Raw genomic sequence first — 26,301 nt, 5'->3', positions numbered from 1 at the left:
TCCGAGGCAGCGACATGACTTCTTACATCCTCAGACGGCTCATCACAGCCGTGCTCATCCTGCTGGGCGCGTCCTTCATCGTGTACCTCATGACGGCCGCGTCCGGTGACCCTCTGTGGGACCTCTACGGCAACCCCAACGCGCAGCAGCTGATCCCGGCTCGCGTTGAGGCGCTGAACCTGGACACCCCTCCCGTGCTGCGCTATTTCACATGGCTCGGCGGGGCCGCCGGGTGCCTCGTGCCCTTCGCGGACACCTGCTCCCTGGGTGTGAGCCGCGAGGGCCAGGAGGTGACGAGCCTGCTGTCCTTCGCCATGGGCCAGACCATCATGCTCGTGACCGTGGGGACGATCCTCGCGATCGTCGTGGGCATCACCCTGGGCATCGTCTCCGCCCTGCGCCAGTACTCCGGGCTGGACTACGGCATCACGTTCCTGACCTTCCTGTGCTTCTCGCTGCCGAGCTTCTGGCTTGCGGTGCTGCTCAAGGAGGTCGTGGCCATCCAGTTCAACGACTTCCTGCAGAACCCGGCCATGTCCATGGGCTCGATCCTGCTGATATCGCTCGTGCTGGGCGTGATCTGGTACCTCGTCTCCTTCGGCAGGCCGCGGACCCGCATCCTGATGGGGGTGCTCGGCTTTGTGGTGACCTTCGGCGTCGTCTACTTCGTGCTGGCCACCAACTGGCTCAACCACCCGTTCCTGGGCATCCCGCTGATCGCCCTGACCGGGATCCTCGTGGCCGTGATCGCCACGGTGCTCATGGCGGGGCTGCGCAACCGGCGCGCCCTCTACGCCGCGCTCGGCACCGTGCTCGTGGGCCTGGTGCTGTACTTCCCGGTGCAGTCCCTCTTCAAGGGCGCCGGGGTCTGGACCGTGCTGGGTCTGACGGTCGTGATGGTCCTGGTGGGCGCCGGGATCGGGTACTTCGCCGGCGGCTACGACCGCGGCCAAGGCGCCCGGGTGGCCGGTGTCACCGGGTTCTTCGTGGCGCTGCTGCTCGTGCTGGACCGTTTCATGCAGTCCTGGCCGAGCTACGTGAACTCGGGGCACATCCGCGGCCGCCCGATCGCCACGGCCAACTCGGCCACCCCCGGGCTCACCGGTGACTTCTGGACCATGGGTCTGGACCGCTTCACCCACCTGCTGCTGCCCACCATCTGTCTGACGCTGCTCGCGCTGGCCTCCTACTCCCGGTACTCGCGGGCCTCGATGCTCGAGATCATGGGCCAGGACTACGTGCGTACTGCGCGCGCCAAGGGCCTCTCCGAGCGCACGGTGGTCATGCGCCACGCGTTCCGCAACGCGCTGATCCCGCTGGCCACGCTCGTGGCCTACGACATCGGTGGGCTGATCGGCGGTGCCATCATCACGGAGTCGGTCTTCGCGTTCACCGGCATGGGCCAGCTCTTCGTCCAGTCCGTGCGCAACGTGGACCCCAACCCCGTGATGGGCGTCTTCCTGGTCACCGGCATCGTCGCCATGGTCTTCAACCTGGTGGCGGATCTGGTGTACTCCGTACTCGACCCGCGCGTGAGGGTGAAAGCATGAGCCAGCCACAACCGATCGACGTCCCCCAGCCTGTGGGGCAGGTCCCCGAGGCGGGAGAGAAACCCCAGGACGTGCGCGGCAAGAGTCAGGGCCAGCTGGTGCGCCAGCGGTTCTTCGGCAACACGGGCGCGGTGGTCTCGCTGGTGGTGCTGCTGTTCATCGTGGTGCTCTCCGTGACCTCCCTGGGCGTGGGGCCCGTCCCCGGCTGGTGGAAGTGGAGTCCGGACGCCACCGGCACCGTGCTCGACGGTGGGCGGCCCACCCTCTCCCTGCTGCCCCCGGGTCTCGGGGAGCACCCGTTCGGCCAGGACAACCTGGGGCGGGACCTCTTCGCCATGGCCATGCAGGGCACGCAGTACTCCCTGGTGGTCATGATCGTGGTGGGTGTCGTGGCTGGGCTCGTGGGCACCGTGGTGGGTGGCCTCTCGGGCTACTTCCGCGGCTGGACCGAGGCCGTTCTGATGCGCCTCACGGACGTCATCATCATCATTCCGCTGGTGATCCTGGCGGCCCTGCTCGGGCGCCTCGCCATCACCTGGGTGCGCAGCCACGGCCTGCCCACGTTCGCCACGGTGGTGGCCCTGGGCCTGCTCGTGGGCCTGGCCTCATGGCCACCCCTGGGGCGGCTGGTGCGCGGCGAGTTCCTGACCCTGCGCGAGCGGGAGTTCGTGGACGCCGCACGCCTGGCGGGGGCCTCCAGTGGACGGATCATCTTCAAGCACATCCTGCCCAACACCGTGGGCGTGATCACCGTGAACATCACGCTGCTGATGTCCTCGGCCATCCTGCTGGAGACCGCGCTGTCCTACCTGGGCCTCGGCATCCAGGCGCCGGACTGGTCACTGGGCCGTCTGATCAGCGAGAACCAGACCGCGTTCGCCACCCGCCCCTGGTTGTTCTGGTGGCCCGGCGTGTTCATCGTGGCCATCGCCCTGACCATCAACTTCATCGGCGACGGCCTGCGGGACGCCTTCGACCCGCGCCAGCGCAAGTTCAACCCCCGGCGGGCCCGGGAGATCGGCTCCGGCCGTGACGAGCACGCGAGCGACGCAGCGACGACGGCGACGGCGTCGTCCCCCGGGGGCGCGGCCGGCACCCCTGCCGCTGACGGCGGGGGCGTCCGGTGACCCGCCCCGGATCAGAGCGTGAACAGGACGGCGCTCGCGGCCCCCAGCACCAGGGTGGTCGTGAGCGGTCCCGGCGTGAGCCGCACCCGCACCGGGTCCTCGGATCCGTCCGCGGAGGAGACGTCGAGCTCGCCGGTCTCGATCCTGCGCTGCCACACGCTGCGGACCCGGTGGGCCGCCGCGCCGGACGCGGTGGAGGTCAGGTCGCCCACGCGCACCGAGCCGTCCGGGCGGGCGATCGGATGGTTCCGGTTCACGGCGTCCGGGCCCGCGCGGAGGCTCGACCCGGCACCTGCCGCGGGCAGCGCGAAGCTCGAGTGCTTCCCGGTGTCGGTCACCAGGGTCACAGCGAACCGGGTGCCCACGTCCACGATCTGCGCCCACGGCACGCAGACGGTGCGCAGGGGATTCACCAGGCGCACCTCCCGCTCGTGGACCTCCAGCCGGGGACGCCAGTAGAGCGTGTAGCCCAGCCCCGCGAGGGCCAGGGCACCCAGCACGGCCGCCGCGTGGTGGGCCGGGGTGCGGCCCCAGCCCGAGACGCCCACCGACAGTCCCAGCAGCACCAGGAATCCTGTGAGCCACGGGGCCGACGCCCCGCGGTAGGTCTCGTGCTCCGGTGCTGCGTCGTAGCTGGTCGGCATGGTCCCCATGCTAGGCAGTCTGCGGCCCCGCACCGTGAACCCTCCGCTGCCCGGCACCGCAGTGCCCCGCACTCCGCGCGCGTCCGCCCCGCGCACCACGTTCTCGATACGATGGAGCACACACGATGAGCACCTCGAACCAGCCCCACGGCGTCCCCGAGGGTGCGCCCGATCCTCGCGACGGAGCCCAGTCTCCGGATGCGGTCCCCGCGCAGGGCCCGACCGCCGCCGAGCACAACGCCCCGTGGGACGGCTCGCTGGCCGGAGACGGCCGAGTGGCCACGTCGCCGACGGGTGATGCCGCGGCGCAGAACGCCGGGGCCCAAGGTGCTGAGACCAGCAGCGCCGAGGTCCTCGGGGCGAGCGAGGGCGTCGCGCCGGACAGTTCCGGTGCCACGTCGGAGGCGGGGAACGCCGTCGACGGCTCGACCGCCACGGACGCCAGCGCCGCGGCCGGGACGAAGAAGCGGGGCCGCCGAGCCCTGCGCGCCGAGCCCAGCGACCGGCGTGGCCGCTCCCGGACGAAGGTGGCCCGCGGGGAGCCCGTGCTGAGCGTGCGCGGCCTGAGCGTGGACTTCGGCGTGGACCGCGAGTGGGTTCCGGCCGCGATCGACCTGGACTACGACGTCGCCGCCGGTGAAGTCCTCGCGATCGTGGGTGAGTCCGGCTCCGGCAAGTCCGCGAGCTCGATGTCCATGCTGGGGCTGCTGCCGTCCAACGCGCGGGTGCGTGGCTCGGCGAAACTTGGCGGTGAAGAGCTGATCGGGCTGCGGGGCAGTGCCCTGCGCCGGGTGCGCGGTGAGGAGATTGCCGTGATCTTCCAGGAGCCCATGACCGCGCTGAACCCCGTGTACACGGTGGGCCAGCAGATCGTGGAGACCCTGCGCCTGCACCGGGACATCTCGCCCACGGAGGCCGCGGAGCGCGCCAAACAGATGCTCACCATGGTGGAGCTGCCGGACCCAGAGAAGGCGTTCCGCTCGTACCCCCACCAGCTTTCCGGCGGCCAGCGCCAGCGCGCGATGATTGCCCAGTCGCTCTCGTGCGACCCCAAGCTGCTGATCGCGGACGAGCCCACCACTGCTCTGGATGTGACCGTGCAGGCCGAGATCCTGGACCTGATCCGCAACCTCAAGGACCAGCTGGACTCAGCGGTCATCCTCATCACGCACGACATGGGAGTGGTGGCGGACCTCGCGGACAAGATCGCGGTCATGCAGAACGGCGTGATCGTGGAGCAGGGCAGCGCCGAACAGATCTTCTCCGCTCCGCGCCACCCCTACACGCGCACCCTGCTGGAGGCGGTGCCGCACCTGGGGCAGGGTACGGAGGGGGACGAGTCCGTGGACATGGTGGCCGCGCTCGAACGCTCCGTGGCCGCGCCCATCGTGGTGGACCGGAGCACGGCAGAGTCCGCCTCCATGGACACGCTCGCCCAGCGCGTGGCGGCACCCATCCTGCAGCTGAAGGACGTGGCGATCGAGTACCCCAAGCAGGGCCGCAACCCGGCGTTCCGCGCGGTGGAGGGCGTGAGCCTGACCGTGGCCTCGGGTGAGACCGTGGGCCTGGTCGGGGAGTCCGGATCCGGCAAGACGACGATCGGGCGCGCCGCCGTGGGCCTGCTGCCGGTGGTCGAGGGCTCGCTGGTGGTCGACGGCGTTGAACTCCACGGTGCCCCGCGCTCCACGCTAGACCGGGTGCGCAAGGACGTGGGCATGGTCTTCCAGGACCCGTCCTCGTCACTGAACCCGCGGCTCCCGATCGGCGAGTCCATCGGCGAGCCCATGTACCTGGCCAAGGTGGCCAAGGGTGCCGAGCTGCAGCACCGGATCGAGCAGCTGCTGGACCAGGTTCGGCTGCCGCGCAACTACCGCAACCGCTACCCGCACGAGCTCTCCGGCGGTCAGAAGCAGCGCGTGGGCATCGCCCGGGCCCTGTCCCTGAAGCCCAAGCTGCTTGTCGCGGACGAGCCGACCTCCGCGCTGGACGTGTCCGTCCAGGCCACGGTGCTGGACCTCTTCGAGGAGCTGCAGGCGGAGATGGGCTTCGCGTGCCTGTTCGTCACCCACGACCTCGCGGTGATCGACCGGCTCGCCCGGCGCATCGTGGTCATGCAGCACGGGCACATCGTGGAGCAGGGCTCGCGCGAGACGGTGCTGCGCCACCCGGAGCAGGAATACACCAAGCGGCTGCTCGCGGCGGTGCCCGTGCCGGATCCGCAGACCCAGCGCGCGCGGCGAGAGCTGCGCCAGCAGCTGGCGGAGACGCTGCCCTGAGCTCCTGAGCTCCTGAGCTCCTGAGCCCCTGAACCGCGGATGCCAGGAGGGCCCATGACGGAACCGCAGATGACCGGTTCCCGCCCTGGGCCCTTCGTCATGGCGCGGCTCACGGTCGGCTCACTACAGTGGGGTCCATGACGAACCCTTTGCGCGTGACCTCGGACCTCGCCCGACTGCGGCGGGAGACCGAGAGCTTCCTGGCCACCGTGGACTCCCTTTCAGACGCAGAGCTGGCTGAGCCGTCGCTGTGCGAGGGGTGGGACCGTGCCCACGTGGTCGCCCACCTGGCTTCCAACGGCCGGGCGCTCGTCCGGCTGGTCGACTGGGCCACCACGGGGGAGGCCCAGCAGCCCTACGACTCCCGGCAGGCACGGGAACAGGACATCGAGGCGTACGCGGTCCTGCCCCGGGAGGAGCTGGTCCAGGCGTTCGTGGACAGCGCCCGCTTCTTCGCTGAGCAGTGTGAGCGGCTGGAGGGGGAGCTGGCGGTCGAGGTGCTGGACCTGCACGGCAAGCCCATTCCCGCCGTGTCCATTCCCGCCGTGCGGATCACGGAGATCGTGCTGCACCACTGGGATCTCGACACCTCCTGGTCGCTCGCGCAAGCAGAGCCCGAGTCCGTGCTCGACGCGCTGGAGGCCGCGGTGAAGACCATGCGTGCCAAGAACGCTCCGGGCATGACGCTACGCACGGACGAGCACGACGAGTGGGTCGTCGGCGACGGCGGTCAGCTCGTCACCGGGGACCGCGTGGGCCTGCTGCTGTGGCTGGCCCGCGGAGAGACCGCCGCGGTCGAGACCGAGGGAGCACTGCCGGAGCTGCCGAGCTGGTGAGACCCGGGACGACGGCGGCGCGCGCCCGCGCTGCCGAGGGAATGGACCCGGCGACGTCCCGTCAGGAGAAGACCACGATGCCGTAGGCCGTGAAGAGCACGAGGTGAGCCGCCCCGTGCACGGCGGTGACGCGGGGCGCCGCGAGCGCGACCGTGGACAGCGCGAGCGTGACCCCGAGCAGCAGCAGGTTCGCGGGACTTTCCGCCAGCACCACGGTCTGACCTGTGAGCAGGCCGATCACGAGCACGGCGGGAATCGTCAGGCCCACGGTCGAGACCAGTGCACCGTGGCACAGGTTGCTCGCGCGCTGGATCCGCCCGGCACGCGCCGCCCGCAGAGAGGTGATGGACTCCGGCAGAAACACGATGCCTGCGATCAGCACCCCGGCCACGGCGGGCGGGGCGCCGGCGCGGCCCAGAGCGTCGTCGAGCAGCGCGGCCATGTCGTGGGAGAGCAGCACCACGGGCAGGACACTCACCACGAGGACCACCAGGCGCGCGGGCAGCTCGGGGCGGTGCGCGCGAAGGACCTCTCCCAGCGGAGGGCGGGACGCGGCGTCGTCGTCCCCGGTTCGAACGCTGCCGCTGGTGCCGGGAACAGGGGAGCTCACCGGCGCAGCGCCGCCCACCTCCGTGAAGTCCTCCGCCTGCGCGCCCGTCTGGCGCCACAGGAAGACGGCGTAGCAGCCCAGGGTCACAGCGACGACCGCGATCACCTGCCAGGGACGGAACGCGCCGTCCGTGCCGAGCGCCGCGGGCAGCCCGAAGGCGAGCATGCACAGCACCACGAGCAGGGACAGGTAGGTGGAGACGCCAGTGCGGTTGGGTTGCAGGTGCCCGTGCGCCAGACCGCCCACGAGCAGACAGAGTCCGACCACGAGGTTGAGAATGATCATGGACACCGCCATGACCGAGTCGCGGGCGATCGTGGGGTGCTCACCGGGGCCGAGCATGACGGCGCAGATCAGCACCACCTCGATCATCACGATCGACAGGGTGAGTACGAGGGACCCGTAGGGGTCGCCCAGCCGGCGCGCGAGCTGCTCCGCCTGGTGGACCACGCCGGTCGAGGCGAAGATGATCACGCCTACGATCACGGCGAGCGCAACCAGCAGCGGGACTGCCGGCACGGGTGGCGTCAGGAGATCAGAGACTGCCCACAGCACGAGGACGGTGAGCCAGCCCACGGCGGCGCGGGCGGTCGTCAGGGGTGTCAGGACACGGCGCAGGGCGGCGGTCATCTCGGGTCATCTGGTTCCTCGGGGCCGGGGGCACCGGTCGGCGCGGGACCGTGTGCTGCCCCGCTGGAGGCGGGGTCGTCCCCGGAATCTAGGACGGCGACCGGGTCGTCCCGGCAGCCGGGGGGGGGGGGGGGGAGAGAGACTGCGCCGCGGCGGGCCCCTGGCGGGTGGGGCCGCCCCCCCCGGGATGTCGAACGGTCCGGGTCCGACGGCGCGCGGCGCGGTGCCGCGCGGTGGGATCAGTCGCGCACGCCGAAGAGCCAGGGGTCTGCGCGGTCGGTGTGCGGGTCCTCGAAGTTCACGAACGTGCGGCCCTTGGCGGAGACCACCTTGTACTCCTGGACCACTTCGAGGCTCAGTCGTTCACGGTGCTCGACCTCGGCGATCACCGCGGCGGCGCCAGAGCGGTCCGGGAGGGTGGCGGGGTAGGCGAGAGCACCGACGAGGATGCTCGGAGCCTTCTCCCGCGCGATGGCACGCAAGGAGTCCAGGATCTGCTCGGGTCGCATGCCGGCGGCCTCCTGCGGGTCCACGGAGTTCAGCTCGAACTCTCCGTCCTTGCCACCGGTCACGAGGAACGCAGGGAAGGTGCCGTAGGCGGTCACCTGCTCCTCGACCACGGCCTGCACGTGGCTCAGTGCGGTGTCCACGGTCTCCACGGCGGAGTCCGAGATCCACTGCCGCCAGGCGTTGTCGTGGTCCGCGCGGGCGCGGGCGGCCTCGGCCCTGGTCATCCGGGACGTGCCCCGGGCGGGCGTGGAGCGGCGTCGGGAAGGGCGAGCGGAGGACTGAGCCACGAAGGAGGACCCCTTAGAACGGTGGAGCGGCAACGGGTGTGATGAGTCCAGGGTAGGCGCTCGCTAGACTGGATCGGAAACACTTTAGTCAATCCCAGGAGCATGCATGTCTGCGATCAACCGCGAACAGGTGGCGCACCTGGCGGAGCTGGCGCGGATCGAGATGACGGACGAGGAACTGGCCCGGGTGGCCGGGGAACTCGAACTGATCGTCTCGTCCGTGGCCTCCGTCAGCGAGGCCGCCGGACCCGACGTCCCCGCCACGAGCCACCCGCTGCCGTTGCAGAACGTCTTCCGCGATGACGTCGTGGGCGAGACGCTCACCCAGGAGGAGGCCCTCCTGAATGCCCCGGACGGCCAGGACGGCAAGTTCCGTGTCCCCGCGATCCTGGACGGTGAGTGAGCATGAGCGAGTCGATCATTGAACTCTCCGCCGCTGAGCTCGCGGCGAAGCTGGCCTCCGGCGAGGTCGCCTCGGTGGACGCCGTGCAGGCGCACCTGGACCACATCGAGGCCACGGACGGCACCGCGCTGGACGCGCAGGACCGCTCCCGCGGTACGGACGGGCTCAACGCCTTCCTGCACCGCAACACCGAGGAGGCGCTGCGGGTGGCGCGCGAGGTGGACGAGGCCCGCGCGAACGGTGAGGAGCTTCCCGAGCTCGCGGGCGTGCCGGTGGCCGTCAAGGACCTCATCGTCACGAAGGGCCAGCCCACCACGGCGGCCTCCCGCATGCTCGAGGGCTTCATGAGCCCGTACGACGGCACCGTCACCCGCAAACTGCGCGCCGCGCGGATGCCGATCCTCGGCAAGACCAACCTGGACGAGTTCGCCATGGGCTCCTCCACGGAGCACTCCGCCTTTGGCCCCACTCGCAACCCGTGGGATCTCACCAAGATCCCGGGCGGCTCCGGTGGCGGTTCCGCCGCGGCGGTCTCCGCGTTCCAGACCCCGCTGGCCCTCGGCACGGACACCGGCGGCTCCATCCGCCAGCCGGCCGCCGTGACCGGCACCGTGGGCGTGAAGCCCACCTACGGCTCGGTCTCGCGCTACGGCGTGATCGCCATGGCGTCCTCGCTGGACCAGGTGGGCCCGTGCTCGCGCACCGTGCTCGACGCCGCTCTGCTGCACGAGGTCGTGGGCGGCCACGACCCCGCAGACTCCACCTCCCTGCCAGACCCGGTGGGCGGCTACGCTCAGGCCGCGCGCACCGGCGCCGCGGACGGCGGGCTCAAGGGCCTGCGCGTGGGCGTGGTCAAGCAGCTCACCGGTGACGGCTTCCAGGCCGGCGTGCAGCAGCGCTTTGAGGAGTCCCTCGAATTGCTGCGCCGGGCCGGTGCGGAGATCGTGGAGGTGGAGACCCCCAACTTCGAGTACGCGCTGGGCGCCTACTACCTGATCATGTCCTCGGAGGTCTCTTCCAACCTCGCCAAGTACGACGGCGTGCGCTTCGGTCTGCGCGTCACGCCCGAGGGCACGCCCACCATCGAGAAGGTCATGGGCGCCTCGCGCGCCGCGGGCTTCGGCGACGAGGTCAAGCGCCGCATCATCCTGGGCACGTACGCGCTGTCCGCCGGGTATTACGACGCCTACTACGGCTCGGCGCAGCAGGTGCGCACCCTGGTGCAGCGCGACTTCGCCGCGGCGTTCGAGAAGGCCGACGTGCTGATCTCGCCCACTGCACCCACCACGGCGTTCGACATCGGCGGCGTGGACGAGTCCGCGGACCCCATGCAGATGTACCTCAACGACATCGCCACGATCCCCACCAACCTGGCCGGGATCCCCGCGCTCTCGCTGCCCGGTGGGCTGGCGCCCGAGGACGGGCTGCCCGTGGGCATCCAGTTCATGGCACCGGCACGCGAGGACGCCCGCGTCTACCGCGCGGGGGCAGGCCTGGAGCGGCTGCTCGCAGAGAAGTGGGGCGGGCCACTGTGGCAGCACCGCGGCGACGTCGCCGGCACCGTTCATGATTTCGCGGCCACCGCCGCGCAGGGAGGCAAGTGATGAGCCAGGACGTGCTGTCCTTCGAGGAAGCCCTCGAGCGCTTCGACCCCGTGCTGGGGTTCGAGGTGCACGTGGAACTGAACACGAAGACCAAGATGTTCGACGCCGCCCCCAACACCTTCGGGGACGAGCCCAACACCAACATCACACCGGTGTCTCTGGGCCTGCCCGGGGTGCTTCCCGTGGTCAACGGCAAGGCCGTGGAGTCCGCGATCAAGCTGGGCCTCGCGCTGAACTGCTCGATCGCCGAGAAGTGCCACTTCGCCCGGAAGAACTACTTCTACCCGGACACGCCCAAGAACTTCCAGACCTCCCAGTTCGACGAGCCCATCGCGTACGAGGGCTACCTGGACCTGGAGCTGGAGGACGGCACGGAGTTCCGGGTGGAGATTGAGCGCGCCCACATGGAGGAGGACGCCGGGAAGCTGACGCACATGGGCGGTGACGCCGGGCGCATCCAGAACGCCCAGTACTCCCTGGTGGACTACAACCGCGCCGGCGTGCCCCTGATCGAGATCGTCACCAAGCCCATCGAGGGTGCGGGGGAGCGGGCGCCGGAACTGGCCCGCGCCTACGTGGCCGCGATCCGCGAGATCGTGAAGAACCTCGGCATCTCGGACGCCCGCATGGAGCGCGGCAACGTGCGCTGCGACGCGAACGTGTCCCTGATGCCCAAGGGCGCCACGCAGTTCGGTACGCGCTCGGAGACGAAGAACGTGAACTCGCTGCGCGCCGTGGAGCGCACCGTGCGCTACGAGATCCAGCGCCACGCCGCCGTGCTCGCCGCGGGGGAGAAGGTCACGCAGGAGACCCGCTTCTGGCACGAGGACACCCGCTCCACCACGGCCGGGCGACCGAAGTCGGACGCGGACGACTACCGCTACTTCCCCGAGCCGGACCTGGTCCCGGTGGTCACCACCGCGGACTGGATCGAGGAGATCCGCACCACTCTGCCGGAGCCGCCGTCCGAGCGCCGCAAGCGTCTGAAGGCGGACTGGGGCTACTCGGACGAGGAGTTTCGCGACGTCGTCAACGCCGGCGTGATGGATGAGATCGAGCGGACCATCGCCGCGGGTGCCTCCGCCGCCACGGCCCGCAAGTGGTGGATGGGTGAGATCGCCCGTCTGGCCAAGCAGCGCGAGGTCGAGATCGCGGAGCTGCCCGTCGCCGCGGAGCACGTGGTGGAGCTGAACCAGCTCATCGAGGGCGGCAAGATCAACGACAAGCTTGCCAAGAAGGTCCTGGGCTTCGTCGTCGACGGCGAGGGCACGCCGGGAGAGATCGTCGAGGCCCGCGGCCTCGCGGTGGTCTCCGACGACGGCGCGCTGAGCACCGCCGTGGACGACGCCATGGCCCAGATGCCGGACGTCGTCGAGAAGATCAGGGGCGGCAAGGTGCAGGCCGTGGGCGCGCTGATCGGACCCGTCATGAAGGCCACGCGCGGTCAGGCGGACGCCGGGCGCGTGCGCCAGATCATCCTGGAGAAGCTCGGCATGCAGGGCTGATCCGCACTCTTCGCACGAGTGGTCGCTGAGGGCCGGTCCGGAAACGATCCCGGACCGGCCCTCAGTCCTTCCGGTCCTCGCTGAGCTTCCACTCGTGCAGCCCGTGCTCCCGCGCGGAGTCCGTGGTCACGATCCCCGCGATGCGCTCGCGGATGGCGGCGTCCTCCGCCTCCGAGCGGCAGACCCCCGAGGGGGCGTCCGACGCCACGGGGCACCACGCGTAGGCCCCGCCCTGCGTGTTGGAGCTCGGGACCCAGGCGAGATCGCTCACGCGCCAGTCGCCGTCGCCCGAGCGCGCGAACTGGAAGCGCGCCGTAATGCCCTGATTGTTCGTCTCGTTCACGGGCGGGGCGGTCTCGGTGACGTTGTTGCCCACCCCGTAGACGATCCACGTGTCGCGGTAGTTCTCGATCGGCTGGACGCTGTGCGAACCGTGGCCGTACACGGCGTCGAACACGCCGGAGTCCGCCAGGGCGTGGGCGGTCGTCCGCTGGTACTCGTCCGCGGTGTCCGTGTACTCGAGGATCGAGTGCATCGCGGCCACCACCACGTCCGCGCCCTCTTCCCGGGCCTTGCGGGCCTGCGCGACGGCGTGCGCCACGTCCTCGCGCGCCGCCTGCTCCCCGACGGCCGGGTCCGCCCCGTCACGCAGCCGGTCCACGCGCCAGGGTTGGTCCGCGGTCTTCTCGTTGAGGCTGTTCGTGCCCGTGACCACGGCGAGCTTCCCGGTGGGGGTGTCCACGATCATCGGCTCCTCGGAGTCCGCCTCGGTGGCGTACGAGCCCGTGTGCTGCAGACCGGCGTCGTCGAGGGCCCGCAGGGTGCGCTCCACGCCCTCGGTCCCCTGGTCGATCGAGTGGTTGCTCGCGGAGGTGCAGGCGTCGTAGCCCGCGCCCTTCGCCGCCGCGAAGATCTCGGGTGGCACGTTGAACTCGGGGTACCCGGAGTACGGCCCGCCGCTCGGGGCCACGGGAGTCTCGGCCTGGCACACGGCCACATCCGCGTTCTCCAGGTACGGCTTCTGCTGGGCCAGCAGGGGAGCGAAGTCGAAGTTCGCGCCGCCGGTCTGGGCCGGGTCCGCGGCGAACCGGCTCCACAGGCCCTCGTGCAGCAGCAGGTCGCCGCTGACCGCGAGGCTCAGGCACGTGTCCTCGGGGCACGCCGGGCCCTTGCCGGGTTCGGTCCGGTGGGACCCCGTCGAGTCCGTGGAAGCGGCTGCGGACCGGTCGGGTGCGGTGCCTTCGCCTTCCGCACCGGCCGAGCCGCCGGAGGACGACGACGACGCCGCGGCGTCGCCTCCCGCCCGCTCGCCGCCCGCGTCCCCGCCACCGGTCGGCGAACCGCAGCCGGTGGTGACCAGCAGCGTCGCCGCCGCGACCGCCACGGGCAGACGCCCGCGCAGGCGTGAGCGGTGGTCGGGGGTCCTGGCGGTCGTCGGCAGGGGAGTCATGCCCCGATGCTAGCGCCGGGTGAGGCACGCCACCATGACGATTTAGGACACGGCCGTGTGACCGAATTGCCGTCAGAACTTCCAGATCGCCGGTTCAGAGGTTAGGCTTTCCTAAGTTTTGCAGTCGAGATGAGCGGGGACGATCGTGGGTCGGTCGAACAACCAGGTGCGCGGTGGCCGCGCGAGCGTCGAGGAGCGGGCGGTCTCTCTCGCCCACCGGATGCTCGCCGGCTCGGGCCAGGCGAGCGTCGTGGCGTACCGGCTGGACGAGCAGCCCGTGCTGAACTCCGTGGCCCACGGCTTCACCCGCCGGGGGGAGCTCATGGTCGCGGCGGTCGTGGACCCCGCAGAGGTGGGCGAGGAGCTCGGTGTCACGGGGGAGCCCCTGGAGGTCCGCGTGGACATCACCAAGGTTGCGCCCGAGCCCAACGTCCGCATCGTGGCGGCCAGCGCGCACCTCCTCGCGTCCCTCGAGTGGCTGCACCCCCTGGATGCCGAGCTGCTCGCGGGCACCGGGGAGCTCCCGGAAATCGTGGCCGCGGTGGCGGCCGCACCCAACGGCCGCCTGGGCGTTCTCGACGTCGCCCGCGTGGTCCTCCACGACGGCGCCGGTGTCACGCCGCTGACGTTCGGCCAGCTCCTGGACCACCGCCACGGCGCCGTCGGAGACCCCGCCGAGGCCGTGGTGACCACGGAGGCCGCCGGTCTGGACGTGGTCACGGGCGTGGACCGCACGGACCTCGCGGTCATGTGCGACGCGGCGGAGCAGGGGTGGATGACCGCCCACATGCTCACCCAGAAGCCCTCGCTGAGCGGCTGCGCCCACACCACCAACAAGGACTTCGTGGTGGACGTGGACCTGACCGGGGTCACGGTGCTGCGCCACGGTGCGCAGCTCACGAGCGTCTACTTCATCCCGTTCGAGCAGGGCAGAACCTCACCGGCGGAACTGACCAACAACATCAGGACCCTGCTGGGAGCCCACGCCGCCGCGTGAGCCGCGGCGCATAACGAGCACGAACACGACGAAGGACCGCGGGGGTGTCCCGCGGTCCTTCGTCATGGGTGAGGTCGTGCGACCGAAGTGGCCGGCAGGGTGTCCCCGCCGGCCTGCTGCGAGGGGTCAGGCCGCCTCGTAGCTGCTGCAGTTGGCATCCGCGGTGACCTCGATGGAGGACGCGGTGCACAGCAGGTCCTTGTTGTGCTTGCACTCAAGACGCTGGCAGGCACCCACCTGGCCGTTGGCCGTGGGCAGGCCGCCGCGGGCGTCCAGCGAGATGAAGGTGGTGCAGGAGGCCTCGGAGCCCTGGCCGCCCACGGTGATGGCGGGGGCCTTGCAGCCGTTGTCGTTGAAGGCGCAGCCGGTGGCGGTGCAGGCGGACACAGCGGTGAGAGTAGCCATGAACTTCTCCTCGGTTGGTGTGGTGCTCTGTGCAACAAATGACGTTGGAACCAGATTAAAACCCTTTTCCGAAGCCGTCTAGCAAGTTCAACCTTACAACAGACGGGTATTTCCTAATTGCCGCCGCGCGGTTAGCGGTCAGCACAGGAATACCTCACCGGATTAAGAAAACATTCTGTTTCCTAATGTCCGCCCGGCGGTACGAGAGCGCCGGGCGCCCCTACCATGCCGCGCCGTTGCGGGGGTGGGAGGGCACTGGAGTTGGCCGCGCGGCTCTGGTGGAGCGGGCCCCGCGGGGGCCCGGAACGGCGTCGTCGTCCCCGGGGGCCCGGAAAGTCCCGTCAGAAGAGCAGGCCCGAGAGGGAATATGCGAGAAATCCTGCCACGAATCCCACGAGGAAATTCTTCGTCCCCAGTTTCACCAGCACGGAGACCGCCGCCGCGAGCAGCAGGCGGCCGAGCTGGGCGCCGGAGTCCGCCTCGAGCAGCGTGTAGACCACCAGGATCAGCATCAGCCCCGCGGGCAGCAGCGCCGCGAACTCCTGGAGGTCCTCCCGGTCCCGGTAGCGGTGCGCGACCAGCACCGGGACGAAGCGCAGCGAGAACGTCACGGCGGCGCACACAATGATGGCGGGGATCATCTCAGACCGTCCCTTCGGCTGCCGTCGCGGAACCGTGCCCACGGCGGCCCGAGGAACGGCCCGGCCGGGATCCCGCGAACCGGACCAGCAGGACGCACAGCAGGGCGTAGCAGAGCATGGCCCCCAGCAGGAACAGCGAGCGGGGCAGCAGCAGCCCCACGCCGATCGAGACACCCGCTGCGGCGAGGATCGCGACTCGGCGCGAGGCCCCTGCCAGGGCGTCCACGAACAGCAGGGAGAACAGGCCGGTCAGGGCGAAGTCGAACCCGTCGAACGAGTCCGGCACCAGCCCACCCGCAAACGCACCCACCGCGGCTCCGAAGACCCAGTAGAAGTGGGAGACGCCCTGGACCAGCAGTAGCTCGCGCTGCGTGGTGGGGTGCACGCCGCTGCTGATGAGCGCGTAGGCCTCGTCCGTGAGGGCGTAGGGGCCGTACACCTTGGCGAACGGCGAGTGCAGCAGGTGGGAGGGGTAGGAGAAGCCGTAGAAGATGTGACGGCTGTTGACCAGCAGAGTAGTCACGACGATCTGCGCGAGACCCGCGCTCGCCGCCACCAGACCCACGAGCAGGAACTCGATGGAGCCGGCGAAGACCACGAGCGCCGTGAGCGGCGCGAGGTACGGGGCGAAACCCAGGGAGACGCTGTATGCGCCGAAGGCCATTCCCAGGGGCAGATAACCCATGGCCACGGGCACCGTGACCCGCAGCGCCCAGGCGAGGCTGCCCTTCTCCGTGTTCATGGGGCCACTCCTGGCTCTCGGGACTGACGGTGTGCGGGGGCCGCCCGGTGGCCCGGTGGCCCGGGCCACCGTAGCGCGCGGACGCCGCGGCGTGGACCGCGGGCGTCACACGGGCGCCTGTAATCTACGACACATGACCTCCCGCTACGCGCACCCCGAGCAGCTCGTGACCACCCCGCGGATTGCAGGACTGGCGGCTCACCGCAACGGGCCGGTGGTGGTCCTGCGCCAGGAGCCCGCTCCGGACGGCAAGCGCTTCGTGAAGCACGCGTGGTCCGTGCTCCGCGACGGCGCGCCCGTGCAGCTGACCCACGACGAGAACGGGGTGCAGGAGGTGCGCCCCACGGGTTCCGGGGCCGTGTACTTCACCTCCGAGCGTCCGGTGCCCGGTGAGGACGCCAAGCGCACCCGGCTGTGGCTGCTCCCCGGGCACGGTGAGGCCCGTCCCGTGCTGGACGCCCCGAACGGGATCTCGAACCTGCAGCTGGGCGGGGGGCGCGTGTTCTTCGTCTCCGGCCTGCACCCCGGGGCCCGGGGCGCGGCGGACGAATTCGCCCGCAACCGGGAGATCCACGACCGTCGCGAGGAGACCGGAGTGAGCGCCGTTCTCTACGACCATGCACCCATCCGGTACTGGGACCACGACCTCCCGGCCGCGCAGGACGCCCTGTGGTTCCTCGACCCCTCGGGCCGGGTGCGACGTGTCGAGCTGCCCACGGGACGGTTCCTCGACTACTCCGTGGCCCCGGACGGGACGTGGCTGCTGGCGACCATCGGCACCCTGCTGCCCCGCGGCGTGCAGCGCTCGCAGCTGTGGCGGGTCCCGGTCTCCGGCGACGACGTTGCGGACCCCGACGGCGTGGCACCCCCCGGTCCGCAGCTGCTGCACGACTCCGCCGAGGCCGAGTCCTGGGACTGCGGCGAGGTCAGCCCGGACGGCACGCGCGTGCTGCTGACGCGGGAGCGGCTGTGGCGCGACGGTGTCAACATGGCGCTGTCCCTGTGGGTGCACGACGTCGCGACGGGCGCCGAGAGCGAAGTGGTTCCCGCGGACGAGCACTGGGCCCACGAGGGGCGCTGGATCGACGACGAGTCCTTCGTGTGCACCGCGGACCACAAGGGGCGTGGCATCGTGCTGCGCGTCCACTGCCCGCGGGACGGGCAGCCGCGAGTGGTCGTCGAGGCGGGCGGGGACGGTCAGGACTGGACGTACTCGTCGGTCCAGCCGGCCGGTGACGACCTCGTGGGACTGCGCGCGAGCTACGCGCACCCGGCGGAACTCGTGCGGTGGCCCGTCGGTGCGGGGGCGGTGGCCGAGGGGAAGGGCGTGGCGGCGTCGTCGAACGGCCTCGCGGAACCGGAGACCGTGGGCGGTCTGGTCCCCGAGGACACCGTCCCCGGGCACCTCGAGGAGGTCACCACCACCGCGGCGGACGGCACGGAGATCCGCGCGTGGCTCGCCCTGCCCGTCGACGAGCACACCGGGCCGCACCCGCTCCTCGTGTTCGTCCACGGCGGGCCGTGGGGATCCAGCAACCAGTGGAGCTGGCGGTGGAACCCGTGGCCGTTCGTGGCACGCGGCTACGCGGTGCTGCTGCCCGATCCCGCGATCTCCACGGGCTACGGGCAGTCAATGATCGAGCGCGGCCAGCAGGAGCTCGGGGGTGCGCCCTTCGACGACGTCATGGCCCTCACGGAGGCGGCCACGGCCCGGGCGGACGTGGACCCCGCACGGCAGGCGCTGCTGGGCGGCTCCTACGGCGGGTACATGGCCAACTGGGTGGCCACGCACACCGAGGACCGGTTCCGGTGCATCGTCACGCACGCCTCCCTGTGGAACCTCGACTCGATGGGCGCCACCACGGACAACACGGTCTGGCGCGAGGCCCTGGAGCCCGCGCAGGCCGCGGTGTACTCGCCGCACCGCTTCGTGGAGCGCATCCGCGTGCCGCTGCTCGTGATCCACGGGGACAAGGACTACCGCGTGCCCATCGCGCAGGGGCTGGAGCTGTGGTTGGACCTGCAGCTGCGCACCACCGTGGCCGGCCACCGGTTCCTGTACTACCCGGACGAGGGGCACTGGATCCTCAAGCCCGCCAACGCGCGCACCTGGTACGAGACGGTGCTCGCGTTCCTGGCCGAGCACGTGCTGGACGAGGACTGGACGCGCCCCGAGCTGCTCGGCTGAGCCGGACGGGCACGACGGCGCGGCCCGGGTGGCGCGGTGGTGCGGCGCGGGCGCGACGTCGCGGCATGCGCTGGCCCGACGGCGCGGCCCGGGTGGGCGGCCCCGGGAACCCGGGGTGCGGCGTCGTCGTCGGCGCGTGACGGCGGAGAGATCCATCACGTGTGCGCGGGAGGGTGCGCGCGGGGGAGTAGAATCACCAGGAATCCCCTCTGCCTCTATCTTGCGAAGAGAGACTTGTGTATGTCTGAAAACACCGCCCAGCGCGCCGATCTGCGCAACGTGGCCATCGTGGCCCACGTTGACCACGGCAAGACCACCATCGTGGACGCCATGCTCCAGCAGACGCACGCGTTCTCCAGCCACGGGGAGGTCGAGGAGCGCGTCATGGACTCCGGGGACCTGGAGCGCGAGAAGGGCATCACGATCCTCGCGAAGAACACCACGGTGTTCTACGACGGCCCCGCCGCGAACGGCGAGACCATCACCATCAACGTGATCGACACCCCGGGCCACGCGGACTTCGGCGGCGAGGTGGAGCGCGGGCTGTCCATGGTGGACGGCGTGGTGCTGCTCGTGGACGCGTCCGAGGGCCCGCTGCCTCAGACCCGCTTCGTGCTGCGCAAGGCCCTCGAGGCCAAGCTGCCCGTGATCGTGGTCGTGAACAAGGTGGACCGTCCGGACGCCCGGATCGAAGAGGTCGTCTCGGACACCATGGACCTGCTGCTGGGCCTGGCCTCCGACATCGCGGAGGACCACCCGGACCTGGACCTGGACGCCGTGCTGGACGTCCCCGTGGTCTACGCCTCCGGCAAGGCCGGCCGTGCCTCCACGGACCAGCCCGCGGACGGCGAGCTGCCGGAGAACGAGGACCTCGAGCCGCTGTTCAAGACGATCATCGAGCACATCCCGGCGCCGTCCTACAACCCCGAGGGAGTGCTGCAGGCCCACGTGACCAACCTGGACGCCTCGCCGTTCCTGGGCCGTCTCGCCCTGCTGCGCATCTTCAACGGCACCCTGAAGAAGGGCCAGACCGTGGCCTGGGCGCGGCACGACGGCACCCTGAAGAGCGTGCGGATCTCCGAGCTGCTCGCCACCAAGGGCCTGGACCGCGTCCCCGCCGAGAGCGCCGGACCCGGTGAGATCGTGGCCGTGGCAGGCATCGAGGACATTACAATCGGCGAGACGCTCACGGACCTGGAGAACCCGGCTCCGCTGCCGCTGATCACCGTGGACGACCCCGCGATCTCCATGACCATCGGCATCAACACCTCCCCGCTGGCCGGGCGCGTCAAGGGCGCGAAGGTCACTGCACGCCAGGTCAAGGACCGCCTGGACAAGGAGCTGATCGGCAACGTCTCCCTGAAGATCCTCCCCACGCAGCGTCCGGACGCGTGGGAGGTCCAGGGCCGCGGTGAGCTCGCGCTGGCCATTCTGGTGGAGCAGATGCGCCGCGAGGGCTTCGAGCTCACGGCGGGCAAGCCCCAGGTCGTCACCAAGACCGTTGACGGCAAGGTGCACGAGCCGTACGAGCACATGACCATCGACGTCCCCGAGGAGTACCTCGGCGCGGTCACGCAGCTGATGGCCGGGCGCAAGGGCCGCATGGAGGGCATGAGCAACCACGGCACCGGCTGGGTGCGCATGGAGTTCAAGGTTCCCTCGCGCGGTCTGATCGGCTTCCGCACCAGGTTCCTCACGGACACCCGCGGTGCTGGCATCGCCTCCTCCTACGCGGACGGCTACGAGCCGTGGGCCGGTGACATCGAGTACCGCACGAACGGCTCCATGGTGGCGGACCGCGCCGGCGTGGTGACGCCCTTCGCCATGATCAACCTGCAGGAGCGCGGCTCGTTCTTCGTGGAGCCCACCTCGGAGGTCTACGAGGGCATGATCGTGGGCGAGAACTCGCGCGCGGACGACATGGACGTGAACATCACCAAGGAGAAGAAGCTCACCAACATGCGTGCGGCCTCCTCCGAGACGTTCGAGAACCTGACCCCGCCGCGCAAGCTCACGCTCGAGGAGTGCCTCGAGTTCGCCCGCGAGGACGAGTGCGTGGAGGTCACCCCGGAGGCCATCCGCATCCGCAAGGTCGTGCTGGATGCCAACGAGCGCCTGAAGGTCGCACGCGCCCGGGCCCGCGCCTGATCGTGGTCGACCCGAAGTACCCGGGCGGGGGACACGCCACCGCGGGCGCAGTGGACTCGCTGCTGCCCGAGGGCGTGGACCCCGCCCGGGCGCGTCTGCTCTTCGTGCACGCGCACCCGGACGACGAGGCCGTGAACACCTCGGCCACGATGGGCCACTACAGCGCCCTGGGGGCCGAGACGGTGCTACTCACCATGACCCGTGGTGAGCGCGGCGAGGTCATCCCGCCCGCACTCCGGTACCTGGAGGTGGGTCAGCCGGGCTGCCCGGACACGGACGGCACCGCCCTGGGGCTGTACCGGATCGCGGAGCTCGACGCCGCCGCGCGCGCCATGGGTCTCGCGGACCGGTTCTACGCGGGGGAGCCCCCGGCGCAGGACCCGCGCGTGGGATTCGCGAACGGCGCGGGGAAGTACGTGGACTCCGGCATGAGCTGGGGTCCAGACGGCTACGCCCAGCCGGCCCTCGACGTCTCGCCCGCCGCCCTGACGGCGGCGGATCCTGAGGAGACGGCCGCGCACGTGGCTGCCGCGATCCGGGCGTTGCGCCCGCACGCCGTGGTCACCTACGCGGACGACGGCGGCTACGGCCACCCGGACCATGTGGCAGCCCACCGGGTCACCCAGCGCGCGGTCGAGATCGCGGCGTCTGCACCGGACGCCGCGGACGCCGTCTGGGACGTCCCCCTCTTCTGGGGCATCGAGAGCCAGGTGGACCCCGCCGACCCCCGGCTGCAGGCCGCGATCCACGGGGAGCTTGCCGTGAAGCGAGCCGCCATGGCGGCCCACGCCACGCAGATCGTGCTCGCGGAGGACCCGGAGGACCGCAGCTACACGATGTCCAACGGGGTGCCGCAACGCATCAACACCACCGAGACGTACCGGCTGCTGCGGCGGGCGGGCGCATGAGCACCTCCTCGCCGCAGCGCCGCGAGGCCCCGTGGGCGTCCCCCGAGGGCCAGAGATCGTACGAGACACCGGCGACGGACGAGCTGTCGGCGCCGGACGAGGAACGGACGACGGACGGGCCACGGGCGTCGGACGAGCGCCCCGGCGCAGCGTCGTCGGCCCTGACCGCCGTGCTCACCGGCGTGCTCGTGGGAGCGGTGGCCACCGCCATGCACGGTGGGATCTGGTACCTGGACGGGTGGTGGCTGCCGTGGGGGCTCGTGTTCTCCGGTGCTCTGCTGCTGTGCGCGGGTCTGTGGTGCGGCACCTCCACCCGCAGGGTCTGGGCCGCCGCGGTGCCCGGCCTGGCCACGTACCTGATCGCCTGGGCCACGGCCTACCTCCGGCAGGGTTCGGCGCTCGTGGTCACCCAGTGGAGCGCGCCCATCGGCGTGGTGGGCATTGCGTGGTTCGTGGTGGTCTTTCTGGCCGTGATGGCCTCGGTGATTGTTACGGGACGTTGGCTGGCCCGCCGGTGCACGCGGTAGCGTCAAAGGCCCGTCGCTAGAATGGTCGAAGTTTTGGGAACAGAAGGAAAGGTCCAACAACCGTGACTTACGTGATCGCTCAGCCCTGCGTGGACGTCAAGGACAAGGCGTGCGTGGAGGAGTGCCCCGTGGACTGCATCTACGAGGGTGAGCGCAGCCTGTACATCCACCCGGACGAGTGCGTGGACTGTGGTGCGTGCGAGCCGGTGTGCCCCGTGGAGGCGATCTACTACGAGGACGACACACCGGACGAGTGGGCCGACTACTACAAGGCCAATGTGGAGTTCTTCGACGACCTCGGGTCTCCGGGCGGAGCCGCGAAGCTCGGCAACACCCACAAGGACCACCCCCTGATCGAGGCGCTGCCTCCGCAGAACCAGGACTGAACCGGTGGATGAGCGCCGCGGCTTCGGCCTGGACCTGCCCGACTATCCCTGGAACGCGCTGGCTCCGTACCGTCGTCTCGCCGAGGAGCACCCGGGCGGTGTCGTGGACCTGTCCATCGGCACGCCGGTGGACCCCACGCCGCTTGTGGTCCAGGACGCCCTGGCCGCCGCCGCGGACGCACCCGGGTACCCGACGACGCACGGTACCGCCGCGTTGCGCGAGGCCGTGGCCGCGTGGTATGCCGAGCGGCGCAACGTTCCCGGGCTGGATCCCGATGCCGTGATGCCCACCGTGGGCTCCAAGGAACTCGTCGCGTGGTTGCCGCTGCTACTGGGGCTGGGCCCCGGGGACGTCGTCGTGCGGCCCGTGGTGGCCTACCCCACCTACGACATCGGGGCCCGGCTCGCTGGCGCCGAGGCGGTGGCCGCGGACTCCCTGGACGAGCTGGACCCGGCCGTGTGCGAGCGCGTACGCATGGTGTGGGTCAACTCCCCGGGCAATCCCACCGGCATCGTGCGGGACGTCGAGTCCCTGCGCACCCTGGTAGACCAGGCCCGCGCCCAGGGTGCCGTGGTGGTCTCGGACGAGTGCTACGCGGAGCTCGGCTGGGGCGCGTGGGACCCGTCGGAGGGCGGCGAACCCGTTCCGTCCGTACTGGACCCGCGCGTGAGCGGCGGGGACATGTCCTTGCTGTTCAGCGCGTACTCGCTGTCCAAGCAGTCGAACCTCGCCGGCTACCGCGCTGCGTTCCTCGCCGGTGACCCGGCGCTGATGCCGTCATTGATCAACTCCCGCAAGCACGCCGGGATGATCGTGGCGTACCCCGTGCAGGAGGCCATGCGCGTGGCCCTGGGGGACACCGTCCACGTGGCCGCGCAGAAGGCGCTCTACCGGGCCCGCCGCGCGGCGCTGAGGCCCGCGGTCGAGGCCTTCGGGCTGCGCGTCGAGCACTCGGAGGCCGGTCTCTACCTGTGGAGCACCGCGGGGGAGGACACATGGACCACCGTGGAGCGCTTCGCCCGCCTGGGCATCGTGGTGGGGCCGGGAACCTTCTACGGGGACGCCGGCGACGGCTTCGTCCGGCTGTCCCTCACGGCGTCGGACGAGCGCATGGCCGCCGCGGTGGAACGGCTCCGCACCGGGCGCTGAATGCACCTCCCGCGGGGCGGGAAAGTGGAATCGGGATCACACCAACGGGTAAGTTGGTGCCGGATCAATCTGTGTTCCCACCCGGCCCGCGTGCATGTCACCCGCCACGACGGTGTGGCGGACAGGGCCGCGAACAGGTCGCGGGACACCCCAGTCGAATTGCGAAGGACTCACCATGACAGAGGCCAAGAAGTCCACCGACAAGGTGGAGCTGAACTACGAGAAGGGCAAGTCCCTCGAGCTCCCCGTGCTGGAGGTGACCGAGGGCAACAAGGGCTACGGCGTGGGCTCCCTGCTCAAGGAGACCGGCAACGTCAGCTTCGACCCCGGGTTCGTGAACACCGCGAACACGCGCTCCACGGTGACCTACATCGACGGTGCCCAGGGCATCCTGCGCTACCGCGGCTACCCCATCGAGGAGCTTGCGGAGCACTCCAACTTCCTGGAGACCGCCTACCTGCTGATCTACGGCGAGCTTCCCACGCGTGAGCAGTACGAGGACTTCCAGCACCGCATCACCACGCACACCATGGTGCACGAGGACATCAAGATGTTCTTCAACGGCTTCCCCCGCTCCGCGCACCCCATGCCCGTGCTGTCCTCGGCCGTGTCCGCGCTGTCCACCTTCTACTCGGACTCCCTGGACCCGTTCAACAAGGAGCACGTGGAGATCTCCACCATCCGCCTGCTCGCCAAGGTCCCCACTCTGGCCGCGTACGCGTACAAGAAGTCCGTGGGCGAGCCGCAGCTGTACCCCCACAACAACCTCAACTACGCGGAGAACTTCCTGCGCATGTGCTTCGGTGTGCCCGCCGAGGACTACGAGGTGGACCCGGTGGTCGCCAAGACCCTGGACATCCTGTTCATGCTGCACGCGGACCACGAGCAGAACTGCTCCACCTCCACGGTGCGCCTGGTGGGTTCCTCCCACGCCAACATGTTCGCGTCCGTCTCCGCGGGCATCAACGCCCTCTACGGCCCGCTGCACGGCGGTGCCAATGAGGCCGTGCTGGCCATGCTGGACCAGATCCAGAACCGTGGGCTCTCCGCGGACGAGTTCATGGAGAAGGTCAAGAACAAGGAGGACGGCGTCCGCCTCATGGGGTTCGGGCACCGTGTCTACAAGAACTACGATCCCCGTGCCCGCATCATCAAGGGCTACGCGCACGACGTCCTGGCCAAGATGGGCGGCAACAACGAGCTGCTGGACCTGGCCATCGGCCTGGAGGAGAAGGCCCTCGCGGACGACTACTTCGTGGAGCGCAAGCTCTACCCGAACGTGGACTTCTACACGGGTTTGATCTACAAGGCCATGGGCTTCCCGGAGAAGATGTTCACCGTGCTCTTCGCGATCGGCCGCCTGCCCGGCTGGATCGCGCAGTGGCGCGAGATGATCGAGGACCCCGAGACCAAGATCGGCCGTCCCCGCCAGCTCTACGTGGGCGAGGGTGAGCGCCACTACCCCACGACCAACTGACCGCTCCCCGTACGCCGCCGCCCCGGTCACCTTCTCGGTGACCGGGGCGGCGTTCTCATGGGGCTTCGGCTGCGGCATCCCACCGCAGTACCGTGGTTGGGGCGGCCGGGGCTGCCCCAACGGCGATGGCGCTTCGGAACCAGCTCGGCTGAGCGGGCCCGGCGGTACCAGCCGAGGGACCAGCTCCGGGAGAGGGCTCAGCCCTCGTAGCCGTTGGGGTTGTTCTTCTGCCAGTTCCAGTGGTCGCGGCACATGGTGTCCATGTCGCGGTCCGCGGACCAGCCCAGCTCCGCCAGGGCGGAGGCGGGATCGGCGTAGGACACGGCGGCGTCGCCGGGGCGGCGCGGGGCGATCTCGTAGGGGATCTCGCGCCCGGAGGCCTTCTCGAACGCCTCGCGCACCTCCAGGACGGAGTAGCCGCGGCCGGTGCCCAGGTTCCACACGTGCACCCCGGGGTCCTCGCTGATCCGGTCCAGGGCCTTGAGGTGGCCGTCCGCGAGGTCCACCACGTGGATGTAGTCGCGCACGCCCGTGCCGTCCGGGGTGGGGTAGTCACCTCCGAAGACCATGAGCTTCTCGCGCCGTCCCACCGCCACCTGGGCCACGAAGGGCATGAGGTTGTTGGGGATGCCGGAGGGGTCCTCGCCGATCCGCCCGGACTCGTGCGCGCCCACGGGGTTGAAGTAGCGCAGCAGCGCCACGGACCAGCGCTCGTCCGCCGCGGCGAGGTCCGAGAGCATGTCCTCGATGTGCTCCTTGGTGCGCCCGTAGGGGTTCTGGGCATCCATCTCGAGCTTCTCCGTGAGCGGCATGGTCTCGGGGGCGCCGTAGACCGTGGCCGAGGAGGAGAAGACGATGGAGCGACACTCGTTCTCATCCATGGCCCACAGCAAATTCACGGTGCCACTGACGTTGTTCGTGTAGTACCACAGGGGCTTCTGCGCGGATTCCCCCACGGCCTTCAAGCCCGCGAAGTGGATCACGGCGTCCGGGCGGTGCTCGCGGAACACGCGGTCCAGGCCGGGGCGGTCCAGCAGGTCCACCTGCTCGAACGCGGTGACGTCCCGTCCGGCGAGTTCCGCCACGCGCTCCAGCGAGGTCCGCGAGGAGTTGGAGAGGTTGTCCAGCACCACGACGTCGTGCCCCGCCTCGAGCAGCGCCAGGACCGTGTGCGAGCCGATGTATCCGGTTCCCCCGGTGACAAGAATCTTCATGGACTCCACCCTATCCAGTGGGCCCCGGGAAACGGGTGTGGCCGGCGTCGCCAGAGGGCGGCGCCGGCCACGAACCGGGCGACGGG

The 26,301-nt window shown here is 70.3% G+C and carries 23 protein-coding genes; 15 read left to right on the top strand and 8 right to left on the bottom strand.

The features are described 5' to 3' along the window. Positions 1-14: 14 nt before the first annotated feature. Both ABD264_RS03945 and ABD264_RS03940 read left to right on the top strand, forming a co-directional pair. Positions 15-1,550 (top strand): ABC transporter permease, encoded by a 1,536-nt coding sequence (locus tag ABD264_RS03945; protein WP_055086059.1) that lies wholly within the window; start codon positions 15-17, stop codon positions 1,548-1,550. Then, a complete protein-coding gene (locus ABD264_RS03940) occupies positions 1,547-2,677 on the top strand; it encodes an ABC transporter permease (protein WP_303105046.1) in 1,131 nt (376 codons plus the stop codon). Before ABD264_RS03945 ends, ABD264_RS03940 begins: the two co-directional genes overlap by 4 nt. An 11-nt stretch (positions 2,678-2,688) precedes the next feature. Here ABD264_RS03940 and ABD264_RS03935 read toward each other — a convergent pair whose 3' ends face one another. Continuing rightward, on the bottom strand, positions 2,689-3,321 hold the full coding sequence (locus tag ABD264_RS03935; RefSeq protein WP_344204397.1) for a PH domain-containing protein: 633 nt from the start codon (positions 3,319-3,321) through the stop codon (positions 2,689-2,691). A gap of 125 nt (positions 3,322-3,446) precedes the next feature. Here ABD264_RS03935 and ABD264_RS03930 point away from each other — a divergent pair, with 125 nt between their 5' ends. Together ABD264_RS03930 and ABD264_RS03925 are read left to right on the top strand one after the other, a co-directional pair. Further along, the gene (locus tag ABD264_RS03930) at positions 3,447-5,597 is read left to right on the top strand and encodes an ABC transporter ATP-binding protein (RefSeq protein ID WP_303105042.1); all 2,151 of its coding nucleotides are present in this window, start codon (positions 3,447-3,449) and stop codon (positions 5,595-5,597) included. Between the two features lie 137 nt (positions 5,598-5,734). Further along, a complete protein-coding gene (locus ABD264_RS03925; protein ID WP_144942014.1) occupies positions 5,735-6,433 on the top strand; it encodes a maleylpyruvate isomerase family mycothiol-dependent enzyme in 699 nt (232 codons plus the stop codon). 61 nt (positions 6,434-6,494) lie between these two features. Here ABD264_RS03925 and ABD264_RS03920 read toward each other — a convergent pair whose 3' ends face one another. Together ABD264_RS03920 and ABD264_RS03915 are read right to left on the bottom strand one after the other, a co-directional pair. Beyond that, entirely contained in the window at positions 6,495-7,673 is a 1,179-nt protein-coding gene (locus ABD264_RS03920; RefSeq protein WP_144942016.1) for a calcium:cation antiporter, read from the bottom strand. Positions 7,674-7,912: 239 nt separating this feature from the next. Next, positions 7,913-8,407 carry a hypothetical protein gene (locus ABD264_RS03915; protein WP_144942200.1) on the bottom strand — a complete coding sequence of 165 codons (495 nt, stop codon included), beginning with the start codon at positions 8,405-8,407 and terminating at the stop codon, positions 7,913-7,915. A gap of 169 nt (positions 8,408-8,576) precedes the next feature. On the opposite strand from ABD264_RS03915, the gene gatC reads away from it, so the two are divergent. Genes gatC through gatB form a run of 3 tightly spaced genes read left to right on the top strand, consistent with a single transcriptional unit; the run spans position 8,577 to position 11,982 of the window. Continuing rightward, complete coding sequence (gene gatC / locus ABD264_RS03910) at positions 8,577-8,873, top strand: Asp-tRNA(Asn)/Glu-tRNA(Gln) amidotransferase subunit GatC (protein WP_144942018.1); 297 nt, start codon at positions 8,577-8,579, stop codon at positions 8,871-8,873. Positions 8,874-8,875: 2 nt separating this feature from the next. Beyond that, entirely contained in the window at positions 8,876-10,477 is a 1,602-nt protein-coding gene (gene gatA, locus ABD264_RS03905) for an Asp-tRNA(Asn)/Glu-tRNA(Gln) amidotransferase subunit GatA (RefSeq protein WP_144942020.1), read from the top strand. Further along, positions 10,477-11,982, top strand: coding sequence for an Asp-tRNA(Asn)/Glu-tRNA(Gln) amidotransferase subunit GatB (gene gatB, locus ABD264_RS03900; protein ID WP_145009613.1), 1,506 nt, complete (start codon positions 10,477-10,479; stop codon positions 11,980-11,982). Before gatA ends, gatB begins: the two co-directional genes overlap by 1 nt. A 61-nt stretch (positions 11,983-12,043) precedes the next feature. On the opposite strand, the gene ABD264_RS03895 is transcribed toward gatB, so the two are convergent. Then, positions 12,044-13,432, bottom strand: coding sequence for a CapA family protein (locus tag ABD264_RS03895; protein ID WP_344204387.1), 1,389 nt, complete (start codon positions 13,430-13,432; stop codon positions 12,044-12,046). Between the two features lie 145 nt (positions 13,433-13,577). Here ABD264_RS03895 and ABD264_RS03890 point away from each other — a divergent pair, with 145 nt between their 5' ends. After that, positions 13,578-14,429, top strand: a complete 852-nt coding sequence (locus ABD264_RS03890) for a hypothetical protein (RefSeq protein WP_303105031.1) — start codon at positions 13,578-13,580, stop codon at positions 14,427-14,429. Positions 14,430-14,555: 126 nt separating this feature from the next. Here the strand turns inward: ABD264_RS03890 and ABD264_RS03885 are convergent, their stop codons facing one another. From ABD264_RS03885 to ABD264_RS03875, 3 genes are all read right to left on the bottom strand, one after another. Further along, a complete protein-coding gene (locus ABD264_RS03885; protein ID WP_055086042.1) occupies positions 14,556-14,834 on the bottom strand; it encodes a DUF1540 domain-containing protein in 279 nt (92 codons plus the stop codon). Between the two features lie 341 nt (positions 14,835-15,175). Then, positions 15,176-15,475: an AzlD domain-containing protein gene (locus tag ABD264_RS03880; RefSeq protein WP_290499602.1), complete on the bottom strand. Its 300-nt coding sequence runs from the start codon at positions 15,473-15,475 to the stop codon at positions 15,176-15,178. Position 15,476: 1 nt separating this feature from the next. Then, positions 15,477-16,217, bottom strand: a complete 741-nt coding sequence (locus tag ABD264_RS03875) for an AzlC family ABC transporter permease (protein ID WP_344204380.1) — start codon at positions 16,215-16,217, stop codon at positions 15,477-15,479. A gap of 133 nt (positions 16,218-16,350) precedes the next feature. Here ABD264_RS03875 and ABD264_RS03870 point away from each other — a divergent pair, with 133 nt between their 5' ends. From ABD264_RS03870 to ABD264_RS03840, 7 genes are all read left to right on the top strand, one after another. Then, complete coding sequence (locus ABD264_RS03870) at positions 16,351-18,405, top strand: S9 family peptidase (protein WP_303105026.1); 2,055 nt, start codon at positions 16,351-16,353, stop codon at positions 18,403-18,405. Between the two features lie 240 nt (positions 18,406-18,645). Further along, the gene (gene typA / locus ABD264_RS03865) at positions 18,646-20,553 is read left to right on the top strand and encodes a translational GTPase TypA (RefSeq protein ID WP_144942035.1); all 1,908 of its coding nucleotides are present in this window, start codon (positions 18,646-18,648) and stop codon (positions 20,551-20,553) included. Positions 20,554-20,555: 2 nt separating this feature from the next. Next, complete coding sequence (locus ABD264_RS03860; RefSeq protein WP_145009602.1) at positions 20,556-21,461, top strand: PIG-L family deacetylase; 906 nt, start codon at positions 20,556-20,558, stop codon at positions 21,459-21,461. Continuing rightward, positions 21,458-21,988: a hypothetical protein gene (locus ABD264_RS03855; protein WP_260983318.1), complete on the top strand. Its 531-nt coding sequence runs from the start codon at positions 21,458-21,460 to the stop codon at positions 21,986-21,988. Before ABD264_RS03860 ends, ABD264_RS03855 begins: the two co-directional genes overlap by 4 nt. A gap of 62 nt (positions 21,989-22,050) precedes the next feature. Then, complete coding sequence (fdxA, locus tag ABD264_RS03850; protein ID WP_055086032.1) at positions 22,051-22,374, top strand: ferredoxin; 324 nt, start codon at positions 22,051-22,053, stop codon at positions 22,372-22,374. A gap of 4 nt (positions 22,375-22,378) precedes the next feature. Next, complete coding sequence (gene dapC / locus ABD264_RS03845; RefSeq protein ID WP_303105021.1) at positions 22,379-23,524, top strand: succinyldiaminopimelate transaminase; 1,146 nt, start codon at positions 22,379-22,381, stop codon at positions 23,522-23,524. A gap of 175 nt (positions 23,525-23,699) precedes the next feature. Then, on the top strand, positions 23,700-25,001 hold the full coding sequence (locus ABD264_RS03840; RefSeq protein WP_145009596.1) for a citrate synthase: 1,302 nt from the start codon (positions 23,700-23,702) through the stop codon (positions 24,999-25,001). Positions 25,002-25,198: 197 nt separating this feature from the next. On the opposite strand, the gene galE is transcribed toward ABD264_RS03840, so the two are convergent. Continuing rightward, complete coding sequence (gene galE / locus ABD264_RS03835) at positions 25,199-26,215, bottom strand: UDP-glucose 4-epimerase GalE (RefSeq protein WP_144942043.1); 1,017 nt, start codon at positions 26,213-26,215, stop codon at positions 25,199-25,201. Positions 26,216-26,301: the final 86 nt, after the last annotated feature.

The sequence above is a fragment of the Kocuria salsicia genome (assembly GCF_039532055.1).
GTDB classification, from domain to species: domain Bacteria; phylum Actinomycetota; class Actinomycetes; order Actinomycetales; family Micrococcaceae; genus Kocuria; species Kocuria salsicia.
This window is presented reverse-complemented; position numbering and strand designations above follow the sequence as displayed.